Annotated in this window: 21 protein-coding genes; all 21 read left to right on the top strand. The window is 64.6% G+C overall.

The window, feature by feature from the left end; translation table 11 throughout:
• The first annotated feature begins 22 nt into the window (after positions 1-22).
• The 21 genes from fabD (at position 23) to Q0319_RS05015 (ending at position 24,146) form a co-directional block, all read left to right on the top strand.
• The gene (gene fabD / locus Q0319_RS04915; protein WP_296471350.1) at positions 23-964 is read left to right on the top strand and encodes an ACP S-malonyltransferase; all 942 of its coding nucleotides are present in this window, start codon (positions 23-25) and stop codon (positions 962-964) included.
• A gap of 180 nt (positions 965-1,144) precedes the next feature.
• Complete coding sequence (fabG, locus tag Q0319_RS04920) at positions 1,145-1,888, top strand: 3-oxoacyl-ACP reductase FabG (protein WP_299451334.1); 744 nt, start codon at positions 1,145-1,147, stop codon at positions 1,886-1,888.
• A 105-nt stretch (positions 1,889-1,993) separates the two neighbouring features.
• Positions 1,994-2,233, top strand: a complete 240-nt coding sequence (gene acpP, locus Q0319_RS04925) for an acyl carrier protein (protein ID WP_087779058.1) — start codon at positions 1,994-1,996, stop codon at positions 2,231-2,233.
• A gap of 141 nt (positions 2,234-2,374) precedes the next feature.
• Entirely contained in the window at positions 2,375-3,604 is a 1,230-nt protein-coding gene (gene fabF, locus Q0319_RS04930) for a beta-ketoacyl-ACP synthase II (RefSeq protein ID WP_299451335.1), read from the top strand.
• A 46-nt stretch (positions 3,605-3,650) separates the two neighbouring features.
• Entirely contained in the window at positions 3,651-4,154 is a 504-nt protein-coding gene (locus Q0319_RS04935; protein ID WP_299451336.1) for a hypothetical protein, read from the top strand.
• Positions 4,151-4,753, top strand: a complete 603-nt coding sequence (rpoE, locus tag Q0319_RS04940) for an RNA polymerase sigma factor RpoE (RefSeq protein ID WP_296471094.1) — start codon at positions 4,151-4,153, stop codon at positions 4,751-4,753. The genes Q0319_RS04935 and rpoE overlap by 4 nt, the downstream gene beginning before the upstream one ends.
• A gap of 155 nt (positions 4,754-4,908) precedes the next feature.
• Complete coding sequence (locus tag Q0319_RS04945; protein WP_299451380.1) at positions 4,909-5,487, top strand: sigma-E factor negative regulatory protein; 579 nt, start codon at positions 4,909-4,911, stop codon at positions 5,485-5,487.
• Positions 5,488-5,498: 11 nt separating this feature from the next.
• Positions 5,499-6,518: a MucB/RseB C-terminal domain-containing protein gene (locus Q0319_RS04950; RefSeq protein ID WP_296471097.1), complete on the top strand. Its 1,020-nt coding sequence runs from the start codon at positions 5,499-5,501 to the stop codon at positions 6,516-6,518.
• A 35-nt stretch (positions 6,519-6,553) separates the two neighbouring features.
• Positions 6,554-8,065: a DegQ family serine endoprotease gene (locus Q0319_RS04955; RefSeq protein ID WP_299451337.1), complete on the top strand. Its 1,512-nt coding sequence runs from the start codon at positions 6,554-6,556 to the stop codon at positions 8,063-8,065.
• Between the two features lie 223 nt (positions 8,066-8,288).
• Positions 8,289-10,082, top strand: a complete 1,794-nt coding sequence (gene lepA, locus Q0319_RS04960) for a translation elongation factor 4 (RefSeq protein WP_299451338.1) — start codon at positions 8,289-8,291, stop codon at positions 10,080-10,082.
• Positions 10,083-10,119: 37 nt separating this feature from the next.
• The gene (gene lepB / locus Q0319_RS04965) at positions 10,120-11,022 is read left to right on the top strand and encodes a signal peptidase I (RefSeq protein ID WP_296463929.1); all 903 of its coding nucleotides are present in this window, start codon (positions 10,120-10,122) and stop codon (positions 11,020-11,022) included.
• 186 nt (positions 11,023-11,208) lie between these two features.
• Positions 11,209-12,108: a ribonuclease III gene (rnc, locus tag Q0319_RS04970; RefSeq protein ID WP_299451339.1), complete on the top strand. Its 900-nt coding sequence runs from the start codon at positions 11,209-11,211 to the stop codon at positions 12,106-12,108.
• Positions 12,105-13,010, top strand: coding sequence for a GTPase Era (gene era, locus Q0319_RS04975; protein ID WP_296463931.1), 906 nt, complete (start codon positions 12,105-12,107; stop codon positions 13,008-13,010). Before rnc ends, era begins: the two co-directional genes overlap by 4 nt.
• Entirely contained in the window at positions 13,003-13,926 is a 924-nt protein-coding gene (gene recO / locus Q0319_RS04980) for a DNA repair protein RecO (RefSeq protein WP_296463933.1), read from the top strand. Before era ends, recO begins: the two co-directional genes overlap by 8 nt.
• 25 nt (positions 13,927-13,951) lie before the next feature.
• Positions 13,952-14,710 carry a pyridoxine 5'-phosphate synthase gene (gene pdxJ / locus Q0319_RS04985; protein WP_296463935.1) on the top strand — a complete coding sequence of 253 codons (759 nt, stop codon included), beginning with the start codon at positions 13,952-13,954 and terminating at the stop codon, positions 14,708-14,710.
• Positions 14,707-15,141, top strand: a complete 435-nt coding sequence (acpS, locus tag Q0319_RS04990) for a holo-ACP synthase (RefSeq protein WP_296463937.1) — start codon at positions 14,707-14,709, stop codon at positions 15,139-15,141. Before pdxJ ends, acpS begins: the two co-directional genes overlap by 4 nt.
• A gap of 8 nt (positions 15,142-15,149) precedes the next feature.
• Positions 15,150-16,238 (top strand): beta-N-acetylhexosaminidase, encoded by a 1,089-nt coding sequence (gene nagZ / locus Q0319_RS04995; RefSeq protein ID WP_296463939.1) that lies wholly within the window; start codon positions 15,150-15,152, stop codon positions 16,236-16,238.
• Between the two features lie 14 nt (positions 16,239-16,252).
• Positions 16,253-18,193, top strand: coding sequence for an excinuclease ABC subunit UvrC (uvrC, locus tag Q0319_RS05000; RefSeq protein WP_299451340.1), 1,941 nt, complete (start codon positions 16,253-16,255; stop codon positions 18,191-18,193).
• A gap of 33 nt (positions 18,194-18,226) precedes the next feature.
• Positions 18,227-18,799 (top strand): CDP-diacylglycerol--glycerol-3-phosphate 3-phosphatidyltransferase, encoded by a 573-nt coding sequence (pgsA, locus tag Q0319_RS05005; protein WP_299451341.1) that lies wholly within the window; start codon positions 18,227-18,229, stop codon positions 18,797-18,799.
• A gap of 39 nt (positions 18,800-18,838) precedes the next feature.
• Positions 18,839-20,086: an MFS transporter gene (locus Q0319_RS05010; protein WP_299451342.1), complete on the top strand. Its 1,248-nt coding sequence runs from the start codon at positions 18,839-18,841 to the stop codon at positions 20,084-20,086.
• 358 nt (positions 20,087-20,444) lie between these two features.
• Positions 20,445-24,146 carry an AAA family ATPase gene (locus tag Q0319_RS05015; RefSeq protein WP_299451381.1) on the top strand — a complete coding sequence of 1,234 codons (3,702 nt, stop codon included), beginning with the start codon at positions 20,445-20,447 and terminating at the stop codon, positions 24,144-24,146.
• Positions 24,147-24,165: the final 19 nt, after the last annotated feature.

Raw genomic sequence — 24,165 nt, forward strand, 5'->3', positions numbered from 1 at the left:
GCGCCCGGAAACAGAGGTACCCATGACTAAAATCGCATTCGTCTTTCCCGGCCAGGGTTCGCAATCCGTCGGCATGCTCGACGGCTTCGCCGGCAATGCCGCCGTGGCCGATGTCGTGGCGCGCGCCAGCGCCGCCCTGGGCGAGGACCTCGCCGGCCTGATGGCCAACGGCCCCGCGGAAAAACTCAATCTCACCACGCACACGCAGCCTGTCATGTTGACGGCAGGCGTCGCTGCCTATGCCGCCTGGCAGGCAGCGGGCGGACCGGCCCCGGCGGTGGTGGCCGGGCACAGCCTGGGCGAATATGCCGCGCTGGTCGCCGCCGGTGCGCTGACACTCGAGGATGCCGTGCGTCTCGTCCGCATTCGCGCCGATGCCATGCAGTCCGCGGTGCCGGTCGGCGCAGGCGGCATGGCGGCCATCCTCGGCCTGAGCGACGACCAAGTGCGGGAAGTATGCGCCGCGTCGGCCCAGTCGGAAGTGGTCGAGGCAGTCAATTTCAATGCGCCCGCCCAGGTCGTGATCGCCGGCCACAAGGCGGCCGTGGAACGCGCATGCGAAGCCGCCAAGCAGGCCGGCGCCAAGCGCGCGTTGCCGCTGCCCGTTTCGGCCCCGTTTCACTCCAGCCTCATGCAGCCGGCCGCCGACACCTTGGCCAAGGCGCTCGAGGCCATCGATATCCAGTCGCCCCGCGTCCCGGTCCTGAACAACGTGGACGTGGCCGCGCCCACGGAGCCTGCGGCGATCTCGGATGCGCTGGTGCGGCAGGCCTGGCATCCGGTACGATGGGTAGAAACCATACAAACCATGCAGGCCAAGGGCATCACCCATGTCGTCGAATGCGGGCCCGGCAAGGTCTTGACCGGATTGACCAAGCGTATCGCGCCCGGGTTGACGGCATTGGCCGTCACCGACGAGGCGTCGCTGAAGGCCGCCTTGGAGGCAGTAGCCGGCGGGGCTTGAGTCGCTTTTCGTGTTCCGCGGCTTCCGAGGTTCGGGGCGGTGGACAGGCCTGGGCGCCGTTCGGTGCCTGGGGGCGAGCCCCCGCGCATAGGCCGCGGGTGGGATCGCGCAGGTAACGGAAGGAAAGGTTGAACCGGCGCGGAGCGGGTGGCCGCGCCAGTCGGATAGAAGGAAGAAACCATGGAATTGCAAGGCAAAGTCGCGTTGGTGACGGGAGCGTCGCGGGGGATAGGCAAGGCAATCGCGGCTGAACTGGCCGCGCGGGGCGCGACGGTGATCGGTACCGCCACCACCCAAGCCGGCGCCGAGGCCATTACCGAAGCGCTTGCCGCCTATCCGGCCAAGGGCCGCGGCGCGGTGCTGCAAGTCAATGATGGCGCGGCCGTGGATGCGCTGGTGGACCAAATCGGCAAAGCCGAGGGCGGCCCGCACATTTTGGTGAACAACGCCGGCATTACCCGGGATACACTCGCGATGCGCATGAAGGACGAGGATTGGTCGGCCGTGATCGACACCAATCTGACGGCGGTATTCCGCTTGTCGCGCGCCGTCATGCGGGGGATGATGAAGGCGAAATGGGGCCGCATCATCAACGTGACGTCCGTGGTCGGTGCCAGCGGCAACGCCGGTCAGGCCAACTATGCGGCGGCCAAGGCGGGCGTGGCGGGCATGACCCGTGCTCTGGCTCGGGAACTGGGTAGCCGCAACATTACCGTCAACTGCGTTGCTCCCGGGTTCATCGACACCGACATGACCCGGGCTCTTGGAGAGGATCAAACCGGCGCCCTGCTGGGACAGATTCCGCTGGGCCGCCTCGGTAGTCCCGAAGACGTCGCTCACTGCGTGGCTTTTCTGGCCTCGCCCGGGGCGGGGTACGTTACCGGCGCCACGTTGCACGTCAACGGCGGCATGTTCATGAACTGATTTCCGCGTATTGCGACCGCGATATGCATTCGTCCGGCTGGGGCGCTTTAGACAAGCGAGCTTGGCTATAATTCACTTAGATATAGACCCTTTTGGAGGATCTCCATGGATAGCATCGAACAGCGCGTGAAGAAGATCGTCGCTGAGCAACTCGGCGTCAACGAAGCCGAGATCAAGAACGAATCTTCTTTTGTCGACGACCTCGGTGCCGATTCGCTCGATATGGTTGAGCTCGTGATGGCGCTCGAGGACGAGTTCGAGACCGAGATTCCCGACGAAGAAGCAGAGAAGATCACGACCGTGCAACAAGCCATCGATTACGTTGGCGCGCACATCAAGAAGTAAAGAGTCGCTATGCGATGACGCAGGCGGCTCATCGGCCGCCTTCATTTTTTACGTTCGGCGCGGCCATGCGCGACCTTGCCGGAAGCGGCGGGAGGGCAGCTGCCGGATTCGCTTTTTCTGCGCGCACTTGAGGAGTAGTCAGTGAAGCGACGCGTCGTCATCACCGGTCTCGGTATCGTTTCCCCCGTGGGCAATGACATCGCCTCCGCATGGGACAACATCGTCAACGGCCGTTCAGGCATCGACCGCATCACGCGCTTCGACCCGACTGATTTCAACTGCCACATCGCTGGTGAAGTCAAAGGATTCGATGCTACCCAGTACATCCCCGCCAAAGAAGTGCGCCAGATGGATACCTTCATCCATTACGGCATTGCTGCCGGCGTGCAGGCGATACAGGACAGCGGGCTGGAAATCACCGAGGCCAATGCTGAGCGCATTGGGGTCATCATCGGTTCAGGCATAGGCGGCTTGCCGCGCATCGAAGAAACCGAGGCCGAATATCTGCAACGCGGCGCTCGCCGCATTTCGCCTTATTTCGTTCCTGCATCACTGATCAACCTGATCTCCGGCCAGCTCTCGATCCGCTTCGGCATGAAAGGTCCGAGCTATGCCGTGGTGTCCGCGTGCACGACCGGTCTGCACAGCATCGGCGACGCCGCCCGCTTGATCGAGTACGGGGATGCCGACGTCATGGTGGCCGGCGGTGCGGAATCGACCGTTTCACCGCTGGGCATCGGGGGGTTCGCTGCCATGCGGGCGCTGTCCACCCGCAACGATGATCCCAAGACCGCATCGCGTCCCTGGGACCGCGACCGCGACGGTTTCGTGCTCGGTGAAGGCGCCGGGGTGCTGGTGCTCGAGGAGTATGAACATGCCAAGAAGCGCGGCGCGCGCATTTATGGCGAGTTTGCCGGCTACGGCATGAGCTCCGATGCCCACCACATCACCGCCCCGGACCGCGAAGGGCCTTGCCGCGGGATGGTTAACGCCCTGCGCAACGGCGGGATCAATAAGGATGAGGTCCAGTACGTCAATGCCCACGGCACGTCCACCCCGCTGGGCGACAAGAACGAGACCGAGGCGCTCAAGCTGGCGTTCGGGGACCATGCCAAGAAGCTGGTCGTCAGCTCGACCAAGTCCATGACCGGGCACTTGCTGGGCGCTGCCGGCGGCATCGAGGCCGTTTTCACGACGCTCGCGGTGTATCACCAAATTGCGCCGCCTACGATCAATATCTTCAATCAAGATCCCGAATGCGATCTCGATTACTGCGCCAACGAGGCGCGGCAAATGAAGATCGATGTCGCGCTGTCGAATTCCTTCGGGTTCGGCGGCACCAACGGCACCATGATCGTACGCAAGGTCTGATTTGAGTGACGTCAGGGTATCCGGGGCGCAGTTTTCGGGCTTGGCCATGCTGGCGAATCTCCGGCGTTCGCGTCGCGCCGGCGTGGCGGGACGCTGCATAGCGGGGTCTGCGGGGCTGGCCGCGGCCTTGGCCGCGTATTTCGCGCTGGCCGGAGGGGGCCTCGCCTCGATGGCGGCGGCCGCCATCGGGCTGCTTGCGTTCCTGGTCTTTGATGCACTGCAACGCCGGTCTTTGGCACCCGGTTACCGCGCGGTAGCCGTAGATGCTGGCGGGAATTGGATGTTGGCCGATGCCGAGGGCTGGCGGCGTTTCCGTTTGCAGCGGATCTGGCGCTCGCCCTTGGGGTGGCTGACATTGGAAGGAAGCCTGGCCCCCGCACCGGGGCGCGCCGGCATGCCGCGCACTGCCCGCCTCACGATCTGGCCTGACAGCCTCTCCGCAGGCGAGTGGCGTGCCGTGCGCATTGCCGCCGCCTGGACCGAGCAGCGGGAAGACGGGCTGCTGGTGAGGCCGCAGGCCCGCGATCCACGCCTGGGGTACCCAGCATGACGAGCGAGCGCGACGTCGATGCCGAGCTGGTCTCCCGGGTGCAGCGGGGCGACAAGAAAGCTTTCGAACTGTTGATGCTGAAGTATCAACGGAAGATCTTGCGCTTGCTTTCCCGGTTCATTCGCGACCCGGCCGAGGTCGAAGACGTCGCCCAGGAAGCCTTCATCAAGGCATACCGCGCGCTGCCCCAGTTTCGCGGCGACAGCGCTTTCTATACCTGGCTGTACCGCATCGCCATCAACACGGCGAAGAATCATTTGTCGGCTTCGGGGCGGCGCCCCAGCTCACCGTCTGAATACGAGAACGAAGACGGTGAAACTTTCGACGAAACCGATAACCTAAGCGATATCAACACGCCAGAATCCATGATGGCGACGCGCGAAATTGCCGAAACGGTCAATTTGGCAATCGAGGCGCTGCCTGAAGAGCTGCGGACGGCTATCGTGTTGCGTGAAATCGAAGGAATGAGCTATGAGGACATCGCGCAGTCGATGGGATGCCCCATAGGTACCGTACGCTCCCGTATATTCCGGGCGCGTGAGGCGATAGCGGCCCGGCTCAGGCCCCTATTGGGCACCCAGGAAGACAAGCGGTGGTAGCCCCAAGGGGTGCTGGTCGGCAGGAAGTTTAGGCAAAATGGCAAGTTACCGGGCTATCGGCAGCCCCGGAGGTTATGGAAATGCAGGTGACATCTCATCGGAGTGAGTCCGTCGGTTCAGTCTCGGCGACGGCCGCGCCGGGTGTCCAGGACGGACTGCAGCAGGCCCAAGTGGAAGAGTGGCTGTCTGCATACATGGACGGTGAGCTCGACGTTTCCGACTCTGCCGCCTTCGCGGCCGGCTCCGCCCGCCTGTCGGAGCATTTGGCGAGTGCGAAAGGCCAGTCCGATTGGGACCTCTACCATCTCATCGGCGACGTGGTGCGCACCCCGGACCTCGCGTTGCCCGTTTCGGCGCAATTCCATCGCCGTTTGGCCGAAGCACTCGAGCGGGAGCCCGCCATCGTTGCCGCGCCCAAGCGGACCTCCCGCCGGTTCATGGTCCGCTATGGCTTTCCGGGGCTGGCGGCGGCTGCGGCCGTCGCCTCGGTCACCTGGATCGCCCAACCCTATTTCGGCGGGCAGGGCGTTCCGGTCGAATTTTCCGCCAGCACGCAGCCGGTGGCTGCGCCTGCGGTGGTTCCGGTAGCGGCGCAAGCGCGTCCGCGCAGCGTCGATCCCCAGGTGGACGTCGTGCTGGGCGAGTATCTCGACGCCCATAGGCAAATCGCCGGTCGCGGCGCCATTCGCCAGGTTTCTGCCACCACGGTCGATTCTCCCGTAGGACAACGTTGAAGGAAGGTCGCGTGTCGGAGGTCAGTCGTTCGGTCGTTGGGACGCCCATTCGTTTCCTGATGTTCGCCGCGATGTGCTTGCTCCCCGTTGCGGCGCAAGCGCAGGTCGCGCCCCCTGCGGTGCTGGTCGACGATATCGAGTTGTTGCAACGCATCCAAACGTCGGCGCGCGAGCTCGACTATGCGGGGGTGTTCGCGTACCAGCAGGGCTCCTCCATGCAGTCGTCGCGCATCACGCATGTCTTCGATGGCAAGAACGAGCGCGAGCGGCTGGAGCTGCTTGATGGCCAGCCGCTGGAATTCCTCCGCCAAGACGACGAAATCCAATGCCTGTTGCCTGAAAAGCGGGCCGTCCTGATCGAAACCCGCACCGCCCGTGATCGCTTTCCCGGCCTGATGATAGGCAGTGCGCGGCAGTTGACCGCCCATTACCAAGTGAGCGTCGACCCAGAGCCCCAGCGGGTGGCCGACCGCGATTGCCAGGTTATTACGCTGCGCCCCCGGGACAACGACCGCTACGGGTATCGCCTGTGCACGGACGTCGATTCGGGGCTGCTGCTGCGCGCCCAGACGCTGTCCCCCGAAGACGAGGTCGTCGAGCAGGTCGCTTTCCTCGCGTTGCAGATTGGCGCGGAGGTCGATCGCAAGCAGCTCAAGCCGCGTTGGAAGACGGACGGTTGGCGGGTGGTGCGCACGCACCTGAACCCGGTCAAATTGTCAGAGCTGGGCTGGAAGGTGGGAGAGCCAGCCGGTTTTCTCAAAATGCTGGAGGTCCAGCGTTCAATGGGCGGCAAGCCCGACGTCAAGCAGGTCATGCTGTCGGACGGCCTGGCGGCGGTATCCGTTTTCATCGAGCCGTACAGTGAAGGGCACCCGCGCCAGGCCGGCCCGGGCGCGCGCGGCGCCATCCACGTCGTCGGGCGCAGATTGGGCGACTACTGGATTACTGTACTCGGCGAGGCCCCCCTGGGTACCATTCAACAAATCGCCGATTCCGTCAGCTATACGCCGGCGCCTGCGCGCAAGCCCTGATGCGGCCGGCATCGTTTTCTTAACCCGGAGCTTACATGTCAGCAGTTTTTTCCTTGGCTGCCCGCCAGCCGTACGACATGAATTCCAGAACGCCCGCAGCCCCTGAAGCCACCTCCCGGCGCGGGTGGGGTTGGGCGTGCAGGGTCGTCGTTGCGCTGTGCGCCGCTGCAGCCCTCTTCGTGGGACAGGGGGAGGCCCGGGCCCAGAGCCGCGGCTTGCCGGATTTCACGGACTTGGTTGCCAAGTCCGAGCCTGCGGTGGTCAACATCCGCACCACGGCCCGCGCAGTGGTGCGCAGTCCGTTCGGGGGCGGCCAGGATCCTTATGAGCTGTTCCGCTGGTTCTTCGGGCCGGATTTCGTGCCCCCGGGGCGCAACCCCCGCGCGCAGCCCGAGGAAGAGGGGCGCGAGGTGCCCCGCGGCGTGGGGTCGGGGTTTTTCATCTCGTCAGACGGTTACATCCTGACCAATCACCACGTTGTCAGCGGCGCGGACGATATTTACGTCACATTGACGGACCGGCGGGAATTCAAGGCCAAGGTGATCGGCTCGGACGAGCGCACCGACGTCGCGCTGATCAAGATCGACGCGACCGGCACCACCGCGTTGAAACCGGGCGACCCCAATCAGCTGCGCAAGGGTGAATGGGTGCTCGCGATTGGTTCGCCCTTCGGGTTGGATTCCACCGTCACGGCGGGCATCGTCAGCGCCACCGGCCGCGATACGGGGGACTACCTGCCCTTCATCCAGACCGACGTGGCCGTCAACCCCGGCAATTCGGGCGGTCCGCTGCTCAACATGCGTGGAGAGGTGGTGGGGATCAACTCCCAGATCATTTCCCGCAGCGGCGGTTTCATGGGCATCTCGCTGGCCATTCCCATCGACCAGGCCATGCGCGTGGCAGAACAATTGCGCACGTCGGGGCGGGTCATCCGCGGCCGCATCGGGGTGCAGATCGGCGAGGTCAGCAAGGAAGTCGCGGACGCCATTGGCCTGGGGCGTACGGCGGGTGCCTCCGTGGGCATGGTCGAGCCGGGCAGCCCGGCTGAGAAGGCCGGCATCGAACCGGGCGACGTCATCCTGAAATTCAATGGCAAGACCATCGAGCGTTCGTCAGACCTGCCGCGCACTGTTGGCGAAACCAAGCCGGGCACCAAGGCGACCGTGCAGGTATGGCGGCGCGGCAGCCTGCGCGAGCTGACCATCACAGTGGGCGAGATGGAGCCCGAGAAGAGCGCCGCCCAGGCCGAAGAGGGGGGGCAAGCCCAGAAAACCAATGCGCTCGGCCTGATCGTGTCCGACCTCTCCGCAGCGCGTCGCCGCGAATTGCGCGTCCGTGGGGGCGTGCAGGTGGAGGCGGCAGATGGTCCGGCCGCCCGCGCCGGCATCCGCCAGGGCGATGTGTTGCTTGCACTCGACAATATCGAGATCACCAACGCGGCCCAGTTCAACGCCCTGGTGGCCAAGCTGGACCGCAGCCGGAGCCACGTCGTGCTCGTCCGTCGGGGTGATCTGACGCAATGGGTACCGATCCGTCCGGCGAGGTAATCGGCAGACATTCGCGCTCGGCGGTAAAATGCCGGGTCGCGACAAATGACACCGGCTGCGGGACGAGTTTTCCGCGCGGCCGGCCATAGGAGGGGCGCGTTGCGCCCCCTTTTTTTGCAAGTCCCGAGGGCGCCGGGGCCGGGTTTCGCCGGCTCATCGCGCCGCCCCCCCGTGGGGGAGCGGCGCCGGGCCGCCTGGGAGTGGGCTCATTACTTCGGATCGCATGCAGCACATACGCAATTTCTCCATCATTGCCCACATCGACCACGGCAAATCGACGCTTGCCGACCGCATCATTCATCGCTGCGGCGGCTTGTCCGATCGCGAGATGGAGGCCCAGGTGCTCGACTCGATGGACATCGAGCGCGAGCGCGGCATCACGATCAAGGCTCAGACGGCGGCGCTGCGCTACCAGGCGCGGGACGGGAAGGTTTACAACCTGAACCTGATCGACACCCCGGGGCACGTCGATTTTTCCTATGAGGTCAGCCGTTCGCTCTCGGCGTGCGAGGGCGCCTTGCTGGTGGTCGATGCCTCGCAGGGCGTCGAAGCCCAGACGGTGGCGAACTGCTATACGGCGATCGAGCTGGGCGTGGAAGTGGTGCCCGTCCTGAACAAGATGGACCTGCCTCAGGCAGATCCGGACGGGGCCAAGCAGGAGATCGAGGAGGTCATCGGCATCCCCGCCGATGACGCCATTCCCGCCAGTGCCAAGACCGGCATGGGCATCGACGACATCCTCGAGGCCGTGGTTGCCCGCATTCCTCCCCCGAAAGGGGATGCGACGGCACCGTTGCAAGCCCTCGTCATCGATTCGTGGTTCGATAACTACGTCGGCGTGGTGATGCTGGTGCGCGTGGTCAACGGCGTGGTCAAGCCCAAGGACAAGCTGCTGCTGATGGCCACTGGCGCGACCCATTTGTGCGAGCAGGTGGGGGTGTTCACGCCCAAGTCCGAGGCGCGGCCGCAGCTCTCGGCCGGGGAGGTCGGGTTTGTGATCGCCGGCATCAAGGAGCTCAAGCACGCCAAGGTGGGCGATACCATTACGCATGCCGCCCAGCCTGCACCCGCGCCGCTGCCCGGCTTCAAGGAGGTCAAGCCCCAGGTGTTCGCCGGCCTCTACCCAGTGGAGTCGAGCGAATATGACGCGCTGCGTGATTCGCTCGAAAAGCTCAAGCTGAACGACGCCGCCCTCATGTACGACCCTGAGGTGTCGCAGGCGCTGGGCTTCGGCTTCCGCTGCGGGTTCCTGGGGCTGCTGCACATGGAAATCGTGCAGGAGCGCTTGGAGCGCGAGTTCGACATGGACCTGATCACCACCGCGCCGTCGGTGGTCTATGAGGTCGTGTTGCGCGACGGTTCGGTGGTGATGGTCGACAGCCCGTCGAAGATGCCCGAGGTCGGGCGCATCGCCGAGGTCCGCGAGCCCATCGTGACGGTCACGTTGTTCATGCCCCAGGAGTACGTGGGGCCGGTCATGACGCTGTGCACCTCCAAGCGCGGCATCCAGACCAACATGGCCTACCACGGCCGCCAGGTGCACCTGACGTACGAGATGCCCCTGGCCGAGATCGTGCTCGATTTCTTCGACAGGCTGAAGTCGGTCTCGCGCGGTTATGCGTCTATGGACTATGAGTTCAAGGAATACCGCAGCGCCGATGTGGTGCGCGTGGACTTGCTGATCAACGGCGACAAGGTCGATGCGTTGTCGCTGATCGTGCACCGCGCCAACGCCCGGGCCCGCGGGCGGGAGATCACGGCCAAGATGCGCGAGCTGATACCCCGCCAGATGTACGACGTCGCGATCCAGGCTGCGATCGGCGCAGAGGTCATCGCCCGCGAGAACGTCAAGGCCTTGCGCAAGAACGTGCTCGCCAAGTGCTATGGCGGCGACATCACCCGCAAGAAGAAGCTGCTCGAGAAGCAAAAGGCGGGGAAAAAGCGCATGAAGCAGGTCGGCAGCGTCGAGATTCCCCAGGAGGCGTTCCTGGCCATTCTGCAGGTGGAAGACAAATGACTAACAGTATGTTGAACCTGGTTGGGGAGAGGGCGACATGAGCCTGAATTTCGCGCTGATTCTATTCGTGCTGCTGATCGTGACCGGCGTCGTGTGGGTGGTCGACCGGGTATCGCTGCGGCCACAGCGCAACCAGCGCATGGCGCGCGCCGCAGCCGAGTTCGATGCTGGCCGGGCTCACTCGGTGCGCGCTGCCAGTGGCGAAGCGGAAGCAGCGCGCCAGCGCCAGGAGGCCGTCGACCGAGCAGGGAAAATGCCGTGGTGGGTGGAATACTCGGTCAGCTTTTTCCCGGTGATCCTGTTTGTGTTCGTGCTGCGCTCCTTCGTGGTCGAGCCGTTCCGCATCCCATCCGGGTCCATGATGCCCACGCTGCAGATCGGCGACCTGATCCTGGTCAATAAATTCTCTTACGGCTTGCGCCTGCCCATCGTCGACAAGAAAGTGGTGCCGCTGGGTGATCCGCAGCGGGGCGACGTCATAGTCTTTCGCTACCCCGTGGATCCCCAGGTCGATTACATCAAGCGGGTCATCGGCCTGCCCGGCGACGAAGTCGCATACATCAACAAGCGGTTGACCATCAACGGCGTGGAAGTACCAATAACGCAAAAAGGGGAATACTTTGATCCGGACCGAGTTTCTTACGCGACCCTTTATTCCGAAAAGTTAGGCGAAGTTGAGCACAATATATTGATAGATAGCCACAGATCGCCGGAGGTTGAGCCGTTTGGCAGCTTTCCGCACCGGGATGCGTGCCAGTACTCGCGGGAGGGCGTGCGTTGCAAAGTGCCCGCAGGCAACTATTTCGTCATGGGCGATAATCGGGACAATAGCGCGGACAGCCGGTATTGGGGCTTCGTGCCCGATTCGCATATCGTGGGCAAGGCGTTCTTCGTCTGGATGAATTTCGGGAACCTGAAACGGATTGGCCGCTTCCATTGATTTTTTTCGCCATGCGTCCTATTGCATGAAACAGACGTCGATCTCGCTTGGCGCCGGGGCATGGGCAGCACCGTCCGCCCGCTGGCCGGGCGCAGCGGTAGGCGGAAGGCGGGCCCCAGGTCGGCTCGGCCGGTTCGTTAGCGCCAACCCCCGGGGGGCGCGTGAGGCGCACGAGGGAGAGTGGTCTTGAACGCTCTGGAAACCAGCCTGGCCTATAGCTTCAAGAACAAGAGCCTGTTGGAGCAGGCTTTGACGCATCGCAGCCATAGCAGCAAGCACAACGAGCGGTTGGAGTTCTTGGGCGACAGCGTGCTTAATTGCGCGGTTGCTTCCTTGCTCTATGAGCGTTTTTCCAGGATAGACGAGGGCGATCTTTCGCGCCTGCGCGCCAATCTGGTCAAGCAGGCTTCGCTCGCCGAAATCGCTCAGCGCGTGGAGCTCTCCCGCTTCTTGCGCCTGGGAGAAGGTGAGCTGAAGAGCGGGGGCTTTCGCCGCCCCTCGATCCTGGCCGATACCCTGGAGGCGATCTTCGGCGCCATCTTCCTGGACGGTGGGTTCGATGCGGCAAGCGCGGTGATCGCCCGGCTGTACAAACCGGTGCTCGAGACCGTGGACCCCAAGACTTTGGGCAAGGACGCCAAGACCCTGCTGCAGGAATACCTGCAGGGGCGCAAGATTGCGCTGCCCGTCTATACGGTGGTGGCGACGCACGGGGCCGCGCATAGCCAGGAATTCGAGGTGGAGTGCGCCATCCCTAAGCTGGAAGTCCAGGTCGTCGGGGTGGGCGGGAGCCGGCGTGCCGCCGAGCAAGCCGCCGCCAAGCAGGCGCTCGAGGCCGCGCTTGCGGCCAATCCTTCCCCCGCCAAGCGGGCGCCGCGTGCCCGCAAGACGGCCCAGCTGTCCCTGCCCGTCGCCGTCGTCCAGGAGGTGACCGACAGTTCGAGCGGCAATCCGCAGCCGGCCGAGCCCGCGCCTGCGGCAAGCGACGGCACCAAGGTGGATTCCGGGGCCGATGCGGTCCAAGTTCCACCTTCGACGGCGACCGCATCCAAGGCTGCACTTTCGGCCCCGGTACCCAAGAAATGAACACTCCGCCCGCATCCCAAGCCGGCAGCCGTTGCGGTTTCGTCGCCATCGTCGGCCGCCCCAACGTCGGCAAATCCACCTTGCTGAACGCCTTGATCGGCGCCAAGGTGAGCATCGTTTCGCGCAAGGCCCAGACCACCCGCCACCGCATCCACGGCGTCTATACCCGCGGCGCAGAGCAATTCGTGTTCGTCGATACGCCGGGCTTCCAGACCCGTCACGGCGGCGCGATGAACCGCATGATGAATCGCGTCGTGACGCAGGCCCTGGCGGATGTCGACGTGGTCGTGCATGTAGTGGAGGCGGGCAAGTGGTCGGAAGGGGATGCCAACCTGCTTCCGCTCCTGCCTGCCCGGGCGCGCCGGATCCTGGCGGTGAACAAGATCGACCAGCTTAAGAACCGTGATTTGCTGTTTCCCTACGTGGCCCGGGTCACGCAGCTGCATCCCTACGACGCCGTGGTGCCGATCAGCGCGGCCAAGTCCCGGCAGCTCGACGAATTGCTGGACGAAATCGCGGCAGGCCTGCCCGAAGGCGAGCATATGTTCGAGGAAGACACGCTGACCGATCGTCCCGTGCGCTTCATCGCGGGGGAGTTGATCCGCGAGAAGATCTTCCGCTTGGTGGGCGACGAGCTGCCCTACGGCTCGACCGTTGTCATCGAACAATGGGAAGAGAAACCCCGCGTCACCCGCATTGCGGCCTGCGTCATCGTCGACCGCGAGAGTCACCGCCCCATCCTGCTGGGCGCGGGGGGGGAGCGCATGAAGCGCATCGCCACCGAGGCCCGGCAAGATATTTCCAAGTTGATCGACCGGCCCGTGCATCTCGAGATCTACGTGAAGGTGCGCAAGGGTTGGGCCGAGCGCGAAAGCGCGCTGCGCGATTTGGGTTATGAATAAATCGCGGGATCCCGCGACGTCTGACCAAGCCTGGGAGGGTGCTGCAGGGTCGCTGTTCCGGCGGGCGCCGGCGCCCGAGGCTGCGGCGCCCAAGCGGGTGCGCAGCCGGGGCCATCGCGTGGACGAGGTGCCCGCGTTTTTGCTCCACAGTTATCCTTACCGAGAGAGTTCGCTGATCCTGGACGTGTTCACGCGCACGCACGGCCGGCTTGCGCTGGTGGCCAAGGGCGCCAAGCGGCCTCATTCGGCGCTGCGCCCGGTGCTGGCCGTCTTCCAGCGGCTCAAGTTGTCGTGGAGCGGCGCCGGCGAGGTCAAGACGCTCACCCGCGCCGAATGGTCCGGCCCGCCGCAGCGCCTCGAGGGTGCGGCGGCGATGTCGGCCTGGTACCTGAACGAATTGCTGCTGCGGCTGCTCGTCCGCGAAGATCCGCACGAAGCGCTGTACGACGCGTATGCGCAGGCGCTGGCGCGCCTGACGGTCCAGCCCCAGCTGTCGGCCACGCTACGCGAGTTCGAGTGGCGCCTGCTGTGTGAAATCGGCTATGGATTCGATCCTGCAGCAACCGGCGACGGCACGCCCGTACAGGCCGGTGCGCGGTATCGCGTGCCCCTCGAGGCCGGTCCCGAGCTCGAGGAAGGGGGGACGTCGTTGGGTACGCCCATGTCGGGCCGGGCATTGCTGGCCTTGGCCGAAGGCCGCTTCGACGATGCCACCGCGGAGCCGGAGCTGCGGCGGCTGTTGCGCGAGCGGCTGGACTATCATATGAGCGGTCGGCCTCTGGCAACGCGGCAAGTGCTGCGCGATCTCCAGTTTTTCCTGCCTTCGCGCGCTGCCGGAAGGTCCCCAGAGAGTGAAGCGGGCGGACCGGCCGAGCCGGCGCCTTCCATTCGGGACGGCAATGGCGGCAGAGCGTGATGCGAATATATGAGCTGCTTTCACCATGATTGATCTGGGCGTCAACATCGACCACGTCGCAACCCTGCGCCAACAGCGCCACGTTTCCTACCCCGATCCGGTCCGGGCCGCGTTGATCGCGGAGGACGCGGGCGCCGACCTGATTACCCTGCATTTGCGCGAGGACCGGCGGCACATCCAGGATGCCGACGTCGAAGCCTTGCGCGGCAAGCTGCGCACTCGCATGAATCTCGAATGCGCGATCACGCCCGAGATGCTGGAGATCGCCTGTCGCATCCGGCCGCACGATGTCTGTCTCGTGCCCGAAAAGCGGCAAGAGTTGACCACAGAGGGTGGGCTGGACGTGTTGAACCACTTCGAGGAAGTGCGCACGGCCGTGTCGCGGCTCCACGATGCGGGCGTGCGCGTGTCGCTCTTCATCGATCCGGAGGCCGCGCAGATCGAAGCGGCCGCGCGCACGGGGGCGACGGTCATCGAATTGCATACCGGCGCATACGCCGAGGCCGCGGCCGAGGCGGCCGCGGCGGAGCTTGCGCGCATACGGGAGGCCGTTGCCGAAGGGCTGAGGCAGGGGTTGCGCGTGAATGCCGGCCATGGGTTGCATTACGAAAACGTGCAACCGGTGGCGGCGCTCGAGGGCATTGCCGAGCTCAACATCGGTCACGCCATCATCGCCCAGGCCGTATTCTGCGGGCTGGAAACCGCGGTGCGGGACATGAAGGCCTTGATGATCGCTGCGCGGAGCAAGGCCCAGCAAGGCGCCACGTCGAGGCCGGTGCGTTGACGCTGCACGCCTCTTCCGCCGTGCCGGCTGCGATCGCCGGAGTGGGCATCGATTTGCTCCGCGTCGAGCGCATCGAGCGCGCGCTGGCCCGCCATGGCGACCGTTTTGCCCAGAAGGTGTTGGGAGGGGAAGAATATGCCAAGTTCCTCGCCCGCCGAAGCCGGGATCCGCGGCGCGGGGTGCGGTTCCTTGCGACGCGCTTTGCCGCCAAGGAGGCGTTTTCCAAGGCGATCGGGCTCGGCATGCGCATGCCCATGAGCTGGCGGCGCATGCAGGCCTTGAACGCGCCGGGCGGTCGCCCCGTCGTCGTGTTGGCCGAGCCGCTCAAGTCCTGGTATGAGGCGCGTTTCGGCGCCGCCCATGTGTCGTTGACGGACGAGCATGACATGGTCGCGGCCTACGTGATCGTCGAAACTCGCCGTACACCGTGATATCCCAGATGACCAAGATAACGAAACCCTCGCCTCCATCCAGCCGTACCCGGCTTCCTCCCGGCCCCGTCATGGTAGACGTGGCCGGTACCGCATTGACCAAGGCCGAAACGCGGCGCTTGCGCCATCCCATGGTGGGCGGGGTGATTTTGTTCGCCCGTAATTTCCACAGCCGCGAGCAACTGAGCGAACTGACTGCGGCCATTCATGCGGTGCGCCGCGAGCCTCTCCTGATTGCGGTGGACCACGAAGGAGGCCGGGTGCAGCGATTCCGCAGCGACGGTTTCACGAAGCTGCCGGCGATGCGGACCTTGGGCCGTCTCTGGGAGCGCGATCCGCTCGCCGCCATGCAGGCTGCCACCGATGTGGGGTGCGTGTTGGCCGGCGAGCTGCGCGCCTGCGGCGTGGACCTTAGTTTCACGCCCGTGCTGGACCTGGATTTCGGAGAAAGCCGCGTCATCCGGGATCGTGCATTTCACCGGGATCCGCGCGTGGTGGCCATGCTGGCGCGCGCCTTGGTCCAGGGAATGGCGACGGCAGGCATGGCGGCCTGCGGCAAGCATTTCCCCGGGCATGGTTACGCCGCAGCCGACTCTCACTTTGAGATTCCCGTCGACGAGCGCACGCTGGACGAGGTGCTGAACGAGGATGCGATGCCATATCAGTGGCTGGGCGACGCGATCCTGGGCGCGGTCATGCCCGCGCATGTGATTTATCCGAAGGTGGACAAGGCGCCTGCGGGATTCTCGCGCAAATGGGTAGGCTCCGTGCTGCGCAAACGGCTGGGCTATGGTGGCGCGGTTTTCTCGGACGACCTCTCCATGGAAGGAGCAGCCGTTGCGGGAGACATCCACGGACGCGCGCTTGCCGCGCTGCGGGCGGGCTGCGACATGGTGCTCGTGTGCAATCATCCCGATTGGGCGGACGACCTGCTCGCGCGCCTGGACTGGACGATGGACGAAACTTCCGTAGAGCGCATCCGTTCGCTCAGGCCTAGATTCGCTGCGCCGACATGGGGCGCTTTGCAGAACGATCCCCGCTACAGGAAGTCCCGTAAGGTCGTCCGGGAACTGGTGCGCGGCGAAATAGCGAGCTGAGGGAAATCATCGTCATGGCCAGGAGCAGGAAGAACCCGGCCACGGGGCAATCCGACGCGCAGGCGGTACAACAGTTCGACCAGGCGCCGCCGGCGGATGCGCGGACGCCGGCCCGCGAGCGTGACGAGCCGGGCACCGGCGCGGAATTCGACATCAAGGCGTTTCTCGCCCAACTGCCGCACTTGCCCGGCGTCTATCGCCACATCAATGCCGAGGGCGAGGTCATGTACGTCGGCAAGGCGCGCGACTTGAAGCGACGCGTCTCGTCGTATTTCCAGAAGCAGGTGAGCAGTCCCCGCATCGCCCACATGCTGGCGCGCGTGGCACGCGTGGAAGTGACGGTCACCCGCTCCGAGGCCGAAGCGCTGCTGCTCGAAAACAATCTCATCAAGTCGCTGGCGCCGCGCTACAACATCTTGTTCCGGGACGACAAGTCCTATCCGTACCTGAAGGTCAGCGGGCACGCGTTCCCGCGCATTGCCTATTACCGCGGCGCGACCGATCGCGCCAATCAGTACTTCGGGCCATTTCCCAACGTGTGGGCGGTGCGCGAGAGCATACAGGTCCTGCAGAAGGTTTTCCGCCTGCGTACTTGCGAGGACACGGTTTTCGCCAATCGCTCGCGCCCATGCCTGCTTTACCAGATCCATCGCTGTTCGGGGCCGTGCGTAGGCCTGATTTCGCAGGAAGACTACGGCCGCGACGTCGAACGCGCCACGCAGTTTCTGCGCGGCCAGACCCAGGCGGTCCTGAAAGACATCGAAACGCGCATGTTCGCCGCGTCGGCGGAAATGCGCTTCGAGGAAGCGGCCGTGCTGCGCGATCAACTGTCGGCGCTTTCCCGCGTCCTGCACCAGCAGACGATGGAAGGCGGCAGCGGGGATACGGACGTGATTGCCGTCGCCATGCAGGGGGGCAAAGCGTGCGTGAACCTGGCGATGATACGCGGCGGCCGGCACCTGGGCGACAAGGCTTTTTTCCCCGCGCACACCGACGGCGATTCGCCGGCCGACGTGCTGGAGGCTTTCATGTCCCAGCATTACATCGATCGCGCGCTGCCTGGGACCATCGTGGTGTCGCATGCGCTGCCCGATCCGGACTTGGTCGACATGCTGGCCGAACAGGCCGGGTCCAAAGTCAATCTCGTCAAGCAACCCCAGGGCGTGCGCAAGAGCTGGCTGGAGCAGGCGAGGAAGAACGCGGAGCTGGCGTTGGCGAGGGTGCTCGCCGAAGCCGGATCGCAGCAGGCCCGCACGCGGGCGTTGGCCCAGGTGCTGGGGATAGAAGGCGACGAGGCTGCGCTCGAGAGCCTGCGGATCGAATGTTTCGACATCAGCCATACGGCTGGCGAGGCCACCCAAGCCTCCTGCGTGGTCTATCACCATCACGCCATGCAGCCCAAGGAGTACCGTCGCTACAATATCGATGACATCACGGGCGGCGACGACTATGCAGCCATGCGCCAGGTGCTGACGCGCCGCTACGAAAAAATCGCCGACGGCGACGGCATCATGCCCGACGTCGTGCTGATCGACGGCGGCAAGGGCCAAGTAGAGGTGGCGCGCCAGGTTTTCGCGGAATTGGGCCTCGACATCGGTCTTCTGGTCGGCGTCGCGAAAGGCGAGGGGCGCAAGGTGGGCCTGGAGACGCTTGTCTTCGCGGACGGCAGGGAACCCCTGGCCCTTGGCGGCGAGTCGGCGGCCTTGATGCTCGTCGCCCAGATCCGCGACGAGGCCCACCGATTCGCCATCACTGGCATGCGGGCGCGGCGCGCGAAGGCGCGTAACGTATCTCGCTTGGAAGAGATCGAGGGCGTGGGCGCCAAACGCAGGCAACGGCTGCTAGCGCGCTTCGGTGGACTGCGCGGCGTCATGGCGGCCAGCGTCGAGGACCTCGCTTCCGTCGAAGGCATTTCACTTGAACTGGCCGACCGGATCTATCGGCAGCTGCATTGAGAACTTTTCCCCAGAGCCTGTTAGCATTCGACCATGCCTCCTCTGAATCTGCCGATAATCCTGACTTGGTTGCGGATCGCCATGATTCCGCTGATCGTCAGCGTGTATTACGTACCGGAGCACGTCTTCTCCTTGGTTGTACGCGATGCGCTGGCAACGGGCATGTTCATCTTCGCCGCATTGACGGATTGGCTCGACGGCTGGCTCGCCCGGCGGCTGAACCAGACTTCTTCGTTCGGCGCCTTTCTCGATCCCGTCGCTGACAAACTCATGGTGAGCGCTGCACTACTGGTGCTCTTGAACTTGGGGCGGATCGACGCGATGGTTGCCCTCATCATCATCGGCCGCGAAATCACGATCTCCGCGTTGCGCGAGTGGATGGCCAAACTCGGTGCCAGCACGAGCGTGGCTGTACATTGGCTCGGCAAATTCAAGACGGCGGCGCAGATGACCGCCATACCATGCTTGTTATACGGCCGTTCTGTGCTTGGCATCGATCTTTCGTGGTGGGGATCTCGCTTGATCGAGATCGCTGCGGTGCTGACGGTCTGGTCGATGATGTATTACCTACAGCGTGCATGGCCCGTCATCAGGAAATCAACCTAGGCGGACCAAGGGCATGCGGCAGTAAAAAAGGGAGACGACGTGCAGCAGGTGTTGGTTGCGCCAGGCTTGAGATTTGCCCGGCGCAGGCAAGATTGGAAAGTCATCGGGCTGGTGGGCGTTGCCCATGCGAGTTCCCATTTCTTCCAATTGGTGATCCCGTCGCTATTCGTGCCTCTGGCGGCGGAGTTCGGCTATAGCTATGCCGAGTTGGGCGTACTCGTCGCGGTCTTCTATGCCATGTCCGGCATCGGGCAGGCCTGTTCCGGCTTCGTCGTGGACCGGGCCGGTGCGCGTCCGGTGCTCTGGTTCGGATTGTCGTGTTTCGTCGTTGCCGGCGTGATGTTGGGCGTCGCCCCCGGCTACGCCTGGTTGCTGGCGGCGGCTGTCGTGGCCGGCGTGGGCAATTCCGTTTTCCACCCTGTGGATTTCTCCATCCTGAATCAGCGCGTCAGCGCGCCGCGGCTCGGCCATGCGTTCAGCGCGCACGGCATTACCGGCAATCTCGGCTGGGCCGCGACGCCGGTATTCATGACCAGCCTCACCCATCTCTTCAACTGGCGCGTGGCCGCGTTCGGCGCGAGCCTCGCGCTGGGGGTGGTGCTCGCCTTGACCATCCTGGGAAGGCGTTTGTTGGCCGTGGGCATCGTCCGCAAGCTGAAAGGCGCCGCGCGGAACGCCGGAGCAGGCAACCCCGGCAGTGCTTCGCCGCTGCGCCTGCTCGCCAATCCGGTGGTATGGGGCGCCTTTCTGTTCTTCACGTTTTCGTCGATCGCGATCTCCGCAGTCCAGAACTACACCTTGCCCATTTTGACGGCAACCTACGACATCTCGAGCGTGGCGGCCAGTACGGCGTTGTCAGGGTATATGGTGGCAGGCGCGATAGGGATGGTGATGGGCGGCTTCCTGGTCTCGAGCAGCCCGCACAGCGAGCGCATCGTGGGCATGTCCTTTATCGCCGCGGGGTTTTTATTGGCAGTCCTTGCGATGGGATGGCTCCCCGCCGCCGCGGCCGTGCCCGGCGTGGCCTTGGCCGGGTTGTGCGCCGGCGTGGCGGGCCCGTCCCGCGACATGCTGGTGCGCCGCGTGACGCCGCGCGGTTCCACGGGCTCCGTTTACGGGCTGGTGTATTCCGGCATGGATACCGGGTCCGCGGTGGCCCCGCTGGCGTTTGGCGTCCTGCTCGATGCCGGGTTACGCCAGGGGCCTTACCTCGGGGCATGCCTCGCATTCTTGCTATCGGCGGGGTTTGCGGCCTTGATCGCCGCCCGTGCGCGCCGAGCGCACTGACCCGCCGCGCCGGCATCCGTGAATCGGGGCTATAGTGGTTCCACGGTGCCGGGTTATTCCGCATCCGTCGCGGTGGAACGCGTCTTTCAACCTGTCATAATCACAATATCGTGACAATCTTTTCGTTTCGATAACATTTGTTTTGAATTTGCCCCTTTGCTTTGCGCGAATAAAGACGTATTTAAATCACGTTAGAAAGGATGGGGGCTGCTTGCCTGCGGCGCGACCTGCTCATTGGAGCTCGAGGTGTCGAAAGACTGGTGGCGGATAGGCTGGTTGGCCATCTCGATCTTCATTGGGCAACACCTCGGAAGCTATGCAATCGTCGCTGTCTTTGTATCTATTGGGCCCGTTAGTGATGGAAAGCGCTCGGGGGCCGCTTTCCATACGCTACAACAAGGCGCGAGCATTGCTGGCGTATCTGGCCATCGAGAGTGGATTCCACACGCGTGAGTCCCTCGCTTTCCTGCTATGGCCGGACGCCTCCGCACAGGCGGGGCGTGAAAACTTGCGCCGCATGCTGTTCCAGTTGAAGGACGCCTTGAGCGCCGACCTCATGGAAAGCAATCGAGAGGTCCTGCGGCTGCGAGCGGAAAACGGCCTGTGGACCGACGTGGCCGCATTTACGGGCGTACTCGATGCGGAACAACGCACGGCGGCCGCCGGCGCGCCTGTCAATTGCGAACGCGTGGCGTACGCAGTCTCGCTGTATCGCGGCGAATTCCTGCAAGGACTCGAACTCGACGATGCGCCCGAGTTCTGCGATTGGGTGGCACTGCAGCGCCACCAATACCAGCAGCGCTATCTGCAGGCTCTCGGCATGCTGGTGGATGCGTACGAACAGGAAGGCAATCTCGCGGCTGCCATCGAGCGCGCCCAGCAATGGACCGTGCTGGCACCGCTGGACAACGCTGCATGGCACAGGCTACTGCGTTTGTTGATCGATACCGACCAGCTCGAACGCGCCCGGCAGGAATTTCAACGCTACCGGCAAGTGCTGGACACGGAGCTGGGCGCCCCGCCGGATGCAAAGATTGCCCGCTTGCTGGATGCTGCTGCAGCCCAGCATGGCGTGCCTGCCTCGAGGCGGGCGGGCTCGGGCGAGCGCCGCCAGCTCACGGCTTTGTCGTGTGAATTCTATGTCACGGGCGAGCCGGAAGACGTCGCCGAGACCCTGTTGGAACTCATCGCGCGCTGCGAATCGGTGCTGCGCGGGGTCGGCGGTCACGTCACGCGCACCCCCGGGGGCTTGGTCACCTATTTCGGCTATCCGGTGGCGCAGGAAGACGCGGCCCGCCGGGCGGTGACGGGCGCGCTGGCTTGCCGGCAGGCGCTTGGGGAGTTGCAGGCGTCTGGCGCCTTGGCCGGGCCCTTGCCGGTGCAGATCGGCCTGGGCGTGCACACGGGCATGGTGCTGAGTTCTGTCGATGACGACATACCCGATGCCGGCGGCAGGGTTGCCCGCTTGGCTTTGCTGTTGGGGGCGATGTCGGGCGCATCCGGCGTCGTGGTGAGCGAAACGATCTTGCGACGCCTGGGTCCCGCCTTCTGCGCCGAAGCCATCGGAGAACTGGACGACCGCGCCGGCGGGTTGAAGATGCAGGCCTTCCTGGTGAACGCGGCGACCGTGCAGGAGCGCGCAGACTGCGAGCGCGTGTTGTGTGGGCGCGAGCGAGAGCTCGCCGTCCTCGGCGAGATTCGACGCAAGCGCCCGGGGCGAGCTTGCCTGGTGCGGGGAGAGGCAGGCCTGGGCAAGTCCTTCCTCGTCGAGCATTTCTGTGCCGAGAATAAGCTCGAGCGGGTCGTGCTGCGTTGCGTGTCCGAATTGCGGCAAATGCCGCTGCATCCTTTCGTCGCCTGGATGCGGGCGCTGCGCGAGAAGTATGGAAGCGGGCCTTCCCAGCTTACGGGCGAAGTCGCGCGCCTTTTGGAGGCCATCGAACAGCGGATGTTGCCCGGCGAGCATCCCGCCTGGGGCGTGGCGCGGTTCCGCGGACGCGAAGAGCTGGGCTCTTTGTTCCATGACTTGCTGGCCTTGCTCGTTCCTCCCGGTGGCGTGATTTATTTCGATGACGTGCACTGGGCCGACCCGTCTACCCGAGAGGTGCTTGCGCTGCTCGTGGAGCGGCCATTGCCGCGTCGCATGCTGGTTATTACGGCGCGTCCGGAATTCGTGCCGCCGTGGAAGCGTACGGCGGCGGTGGAGGTGCTCGAACTTCAACCGCTGGACGACTTGGCCATCGTGGACCTGGTCCATTCCATCGTGCAAGACCAGCGAGTCGATGCCGAGATGCTGCGCGAAATCGTCAAGCTCTCGGAAGGCATTCCGCTCTATGCCGAGGAGCTGACGCGGGATCTGTTGGCGGGCGATCGCGAATCGGGCGGGCCGCATGTCCTGCCCGGGTCTTTGCACGACCTGCTGATGGCCCGCATCGACAGCGTAGGGCGGGCACGCCGCGTGGCGCAATTCGCTGCCGTGGTAGGGGGTGAGTTCACGCTGGACTTGCTGGCAGAAGCCATGGGCGAGCCGCGGGCGAAACTGGCCGAGGCCATTGCAGTCATGCTCCGGCAGAACATCGTCGTGCGCCGCGGCGACCAAACCTATGCATTCCGGCACGCATTGCTGCGCGAGGCTGCCTACCAGTCGCAGACTCGTTCCGCGCGCGCACAGGCCCATGCAAGGCTGGCCCATGTGCTCGAGGCAAGTGAGGGCGACCGCAATCCGGCAGTCCTTGCCTGGCATTATGCCGGCGCGGGCAACCGTCCCGCGGCGGTGAAGAATCTCCTGGATGCGGCGCGCCATGCCGCAGCGCAGTGCGCCTATCGGGAGGCCGTGGGTTATTACCGTAGTGCGCTGGAATGGTTCGAGCGCGAGGGCGATGGTATCGACGCCATCATGGAAGAGCTCTGCATACGCATGGAGCTCGGCATCCAGTTGAGTGCGCTGTACGGGTTCGGATCCGAGCAGGCGGTCGATTCCTTCCGCACGGCGCTCACCCTGGCCAAACCGCTGGGCGATGATCCCAGGCTATTCCCGATTTACTGGGGGCTGTGGACGAGCTCGAGTTCCTGGGCCAATTTCTCGATGACGATGGCGCTTGCCGAGACCCTGTTGCGCATGGCCGAAAGTGCCGGCGACGCGCACTTGCTGTCTTATGCGCACTATGCGCGGGGCTATAGCCACTTCTTCCTGGGCAATTTCGCTGATGCGGTGGCATGCCTGGAAGCTGCCGTGCGGGTCTACCAGCCGCCGCAGCGCCCGGGGATGATGCTCGGACAGGACGCGAAAGTGACGAGCTTGGGGTTGCTCTCGCTTGCCTATTGGTACGTCGGGCGGTTTGACGATGCACTGCGGGCTTCTCGCGAATCGTTGGTGCGCGCGCGAGAAGCCGGACATCGGTATTCGCTGCTCTACGCCCTGGTGCTGGCCACCGATCTGCAGCGTCTGAACCGGAACATCGACCAGATGGCCGTCTTCTCTGACGAGGCCTTGCAAGTGGCCCGCGAAATGGATGCGCCGATGCTGACACTGTGCGCGGAAACGACCGCGGCCTGGGTGGATGTCGCACGCGGCCGGGTCGATAAGCTGGACTATATCGCCGCCTGCATCGAGCGCCTGCAGGACATCATGAAAGGGTTGACGCTTTTCCTGATCTCGCGCTGGGCCGATGCCTGCGAGATGGCGCAAGATGCGGAGCGGGGCTTGCATGCGACGGAGCAGGGGTTGAAGGAAGTCGAGAGCGCCAATGCCCGGTTCGTGCAATCCGAGTTTGAGCGCATCAAGGGCGAACTGCTGTTCGTGCAGGGCAAGCCCGTCGATGTCTTCCTGCCCTGGCTCGACAGGGCGCTCGATACCGCCTGCTCCCTGGATTCCCCGCCGCTCGTGTTGCGGGCGCTGGCGAGCCGCATGCGTTTCGGCAAGCGCCGACCCTGCGCCGCGCAGCTGGCGCTCATGGCCAACATGCTGGCGCGCGTGCAAGGAGGCGATGGCCTGCCCGAGGTCCGGGCTGCCCAGGATCTCCTCGGCCGCTACCAAGCCGTCCCGTCCATCAAGCCCTGACCGCCCGCCGCCTCGTCCC

The sequence above is a fragment of the uncultured Pigmentiphaga sp. genome (genome assembly GCF_937950555.1).
Classification (GTDB): domain Bacteria; phylum Pseudomonadota; class Gammaproteobacteria; order Burkholderiales; family Burkholderiaceae_B; genus Pigmentiphaga.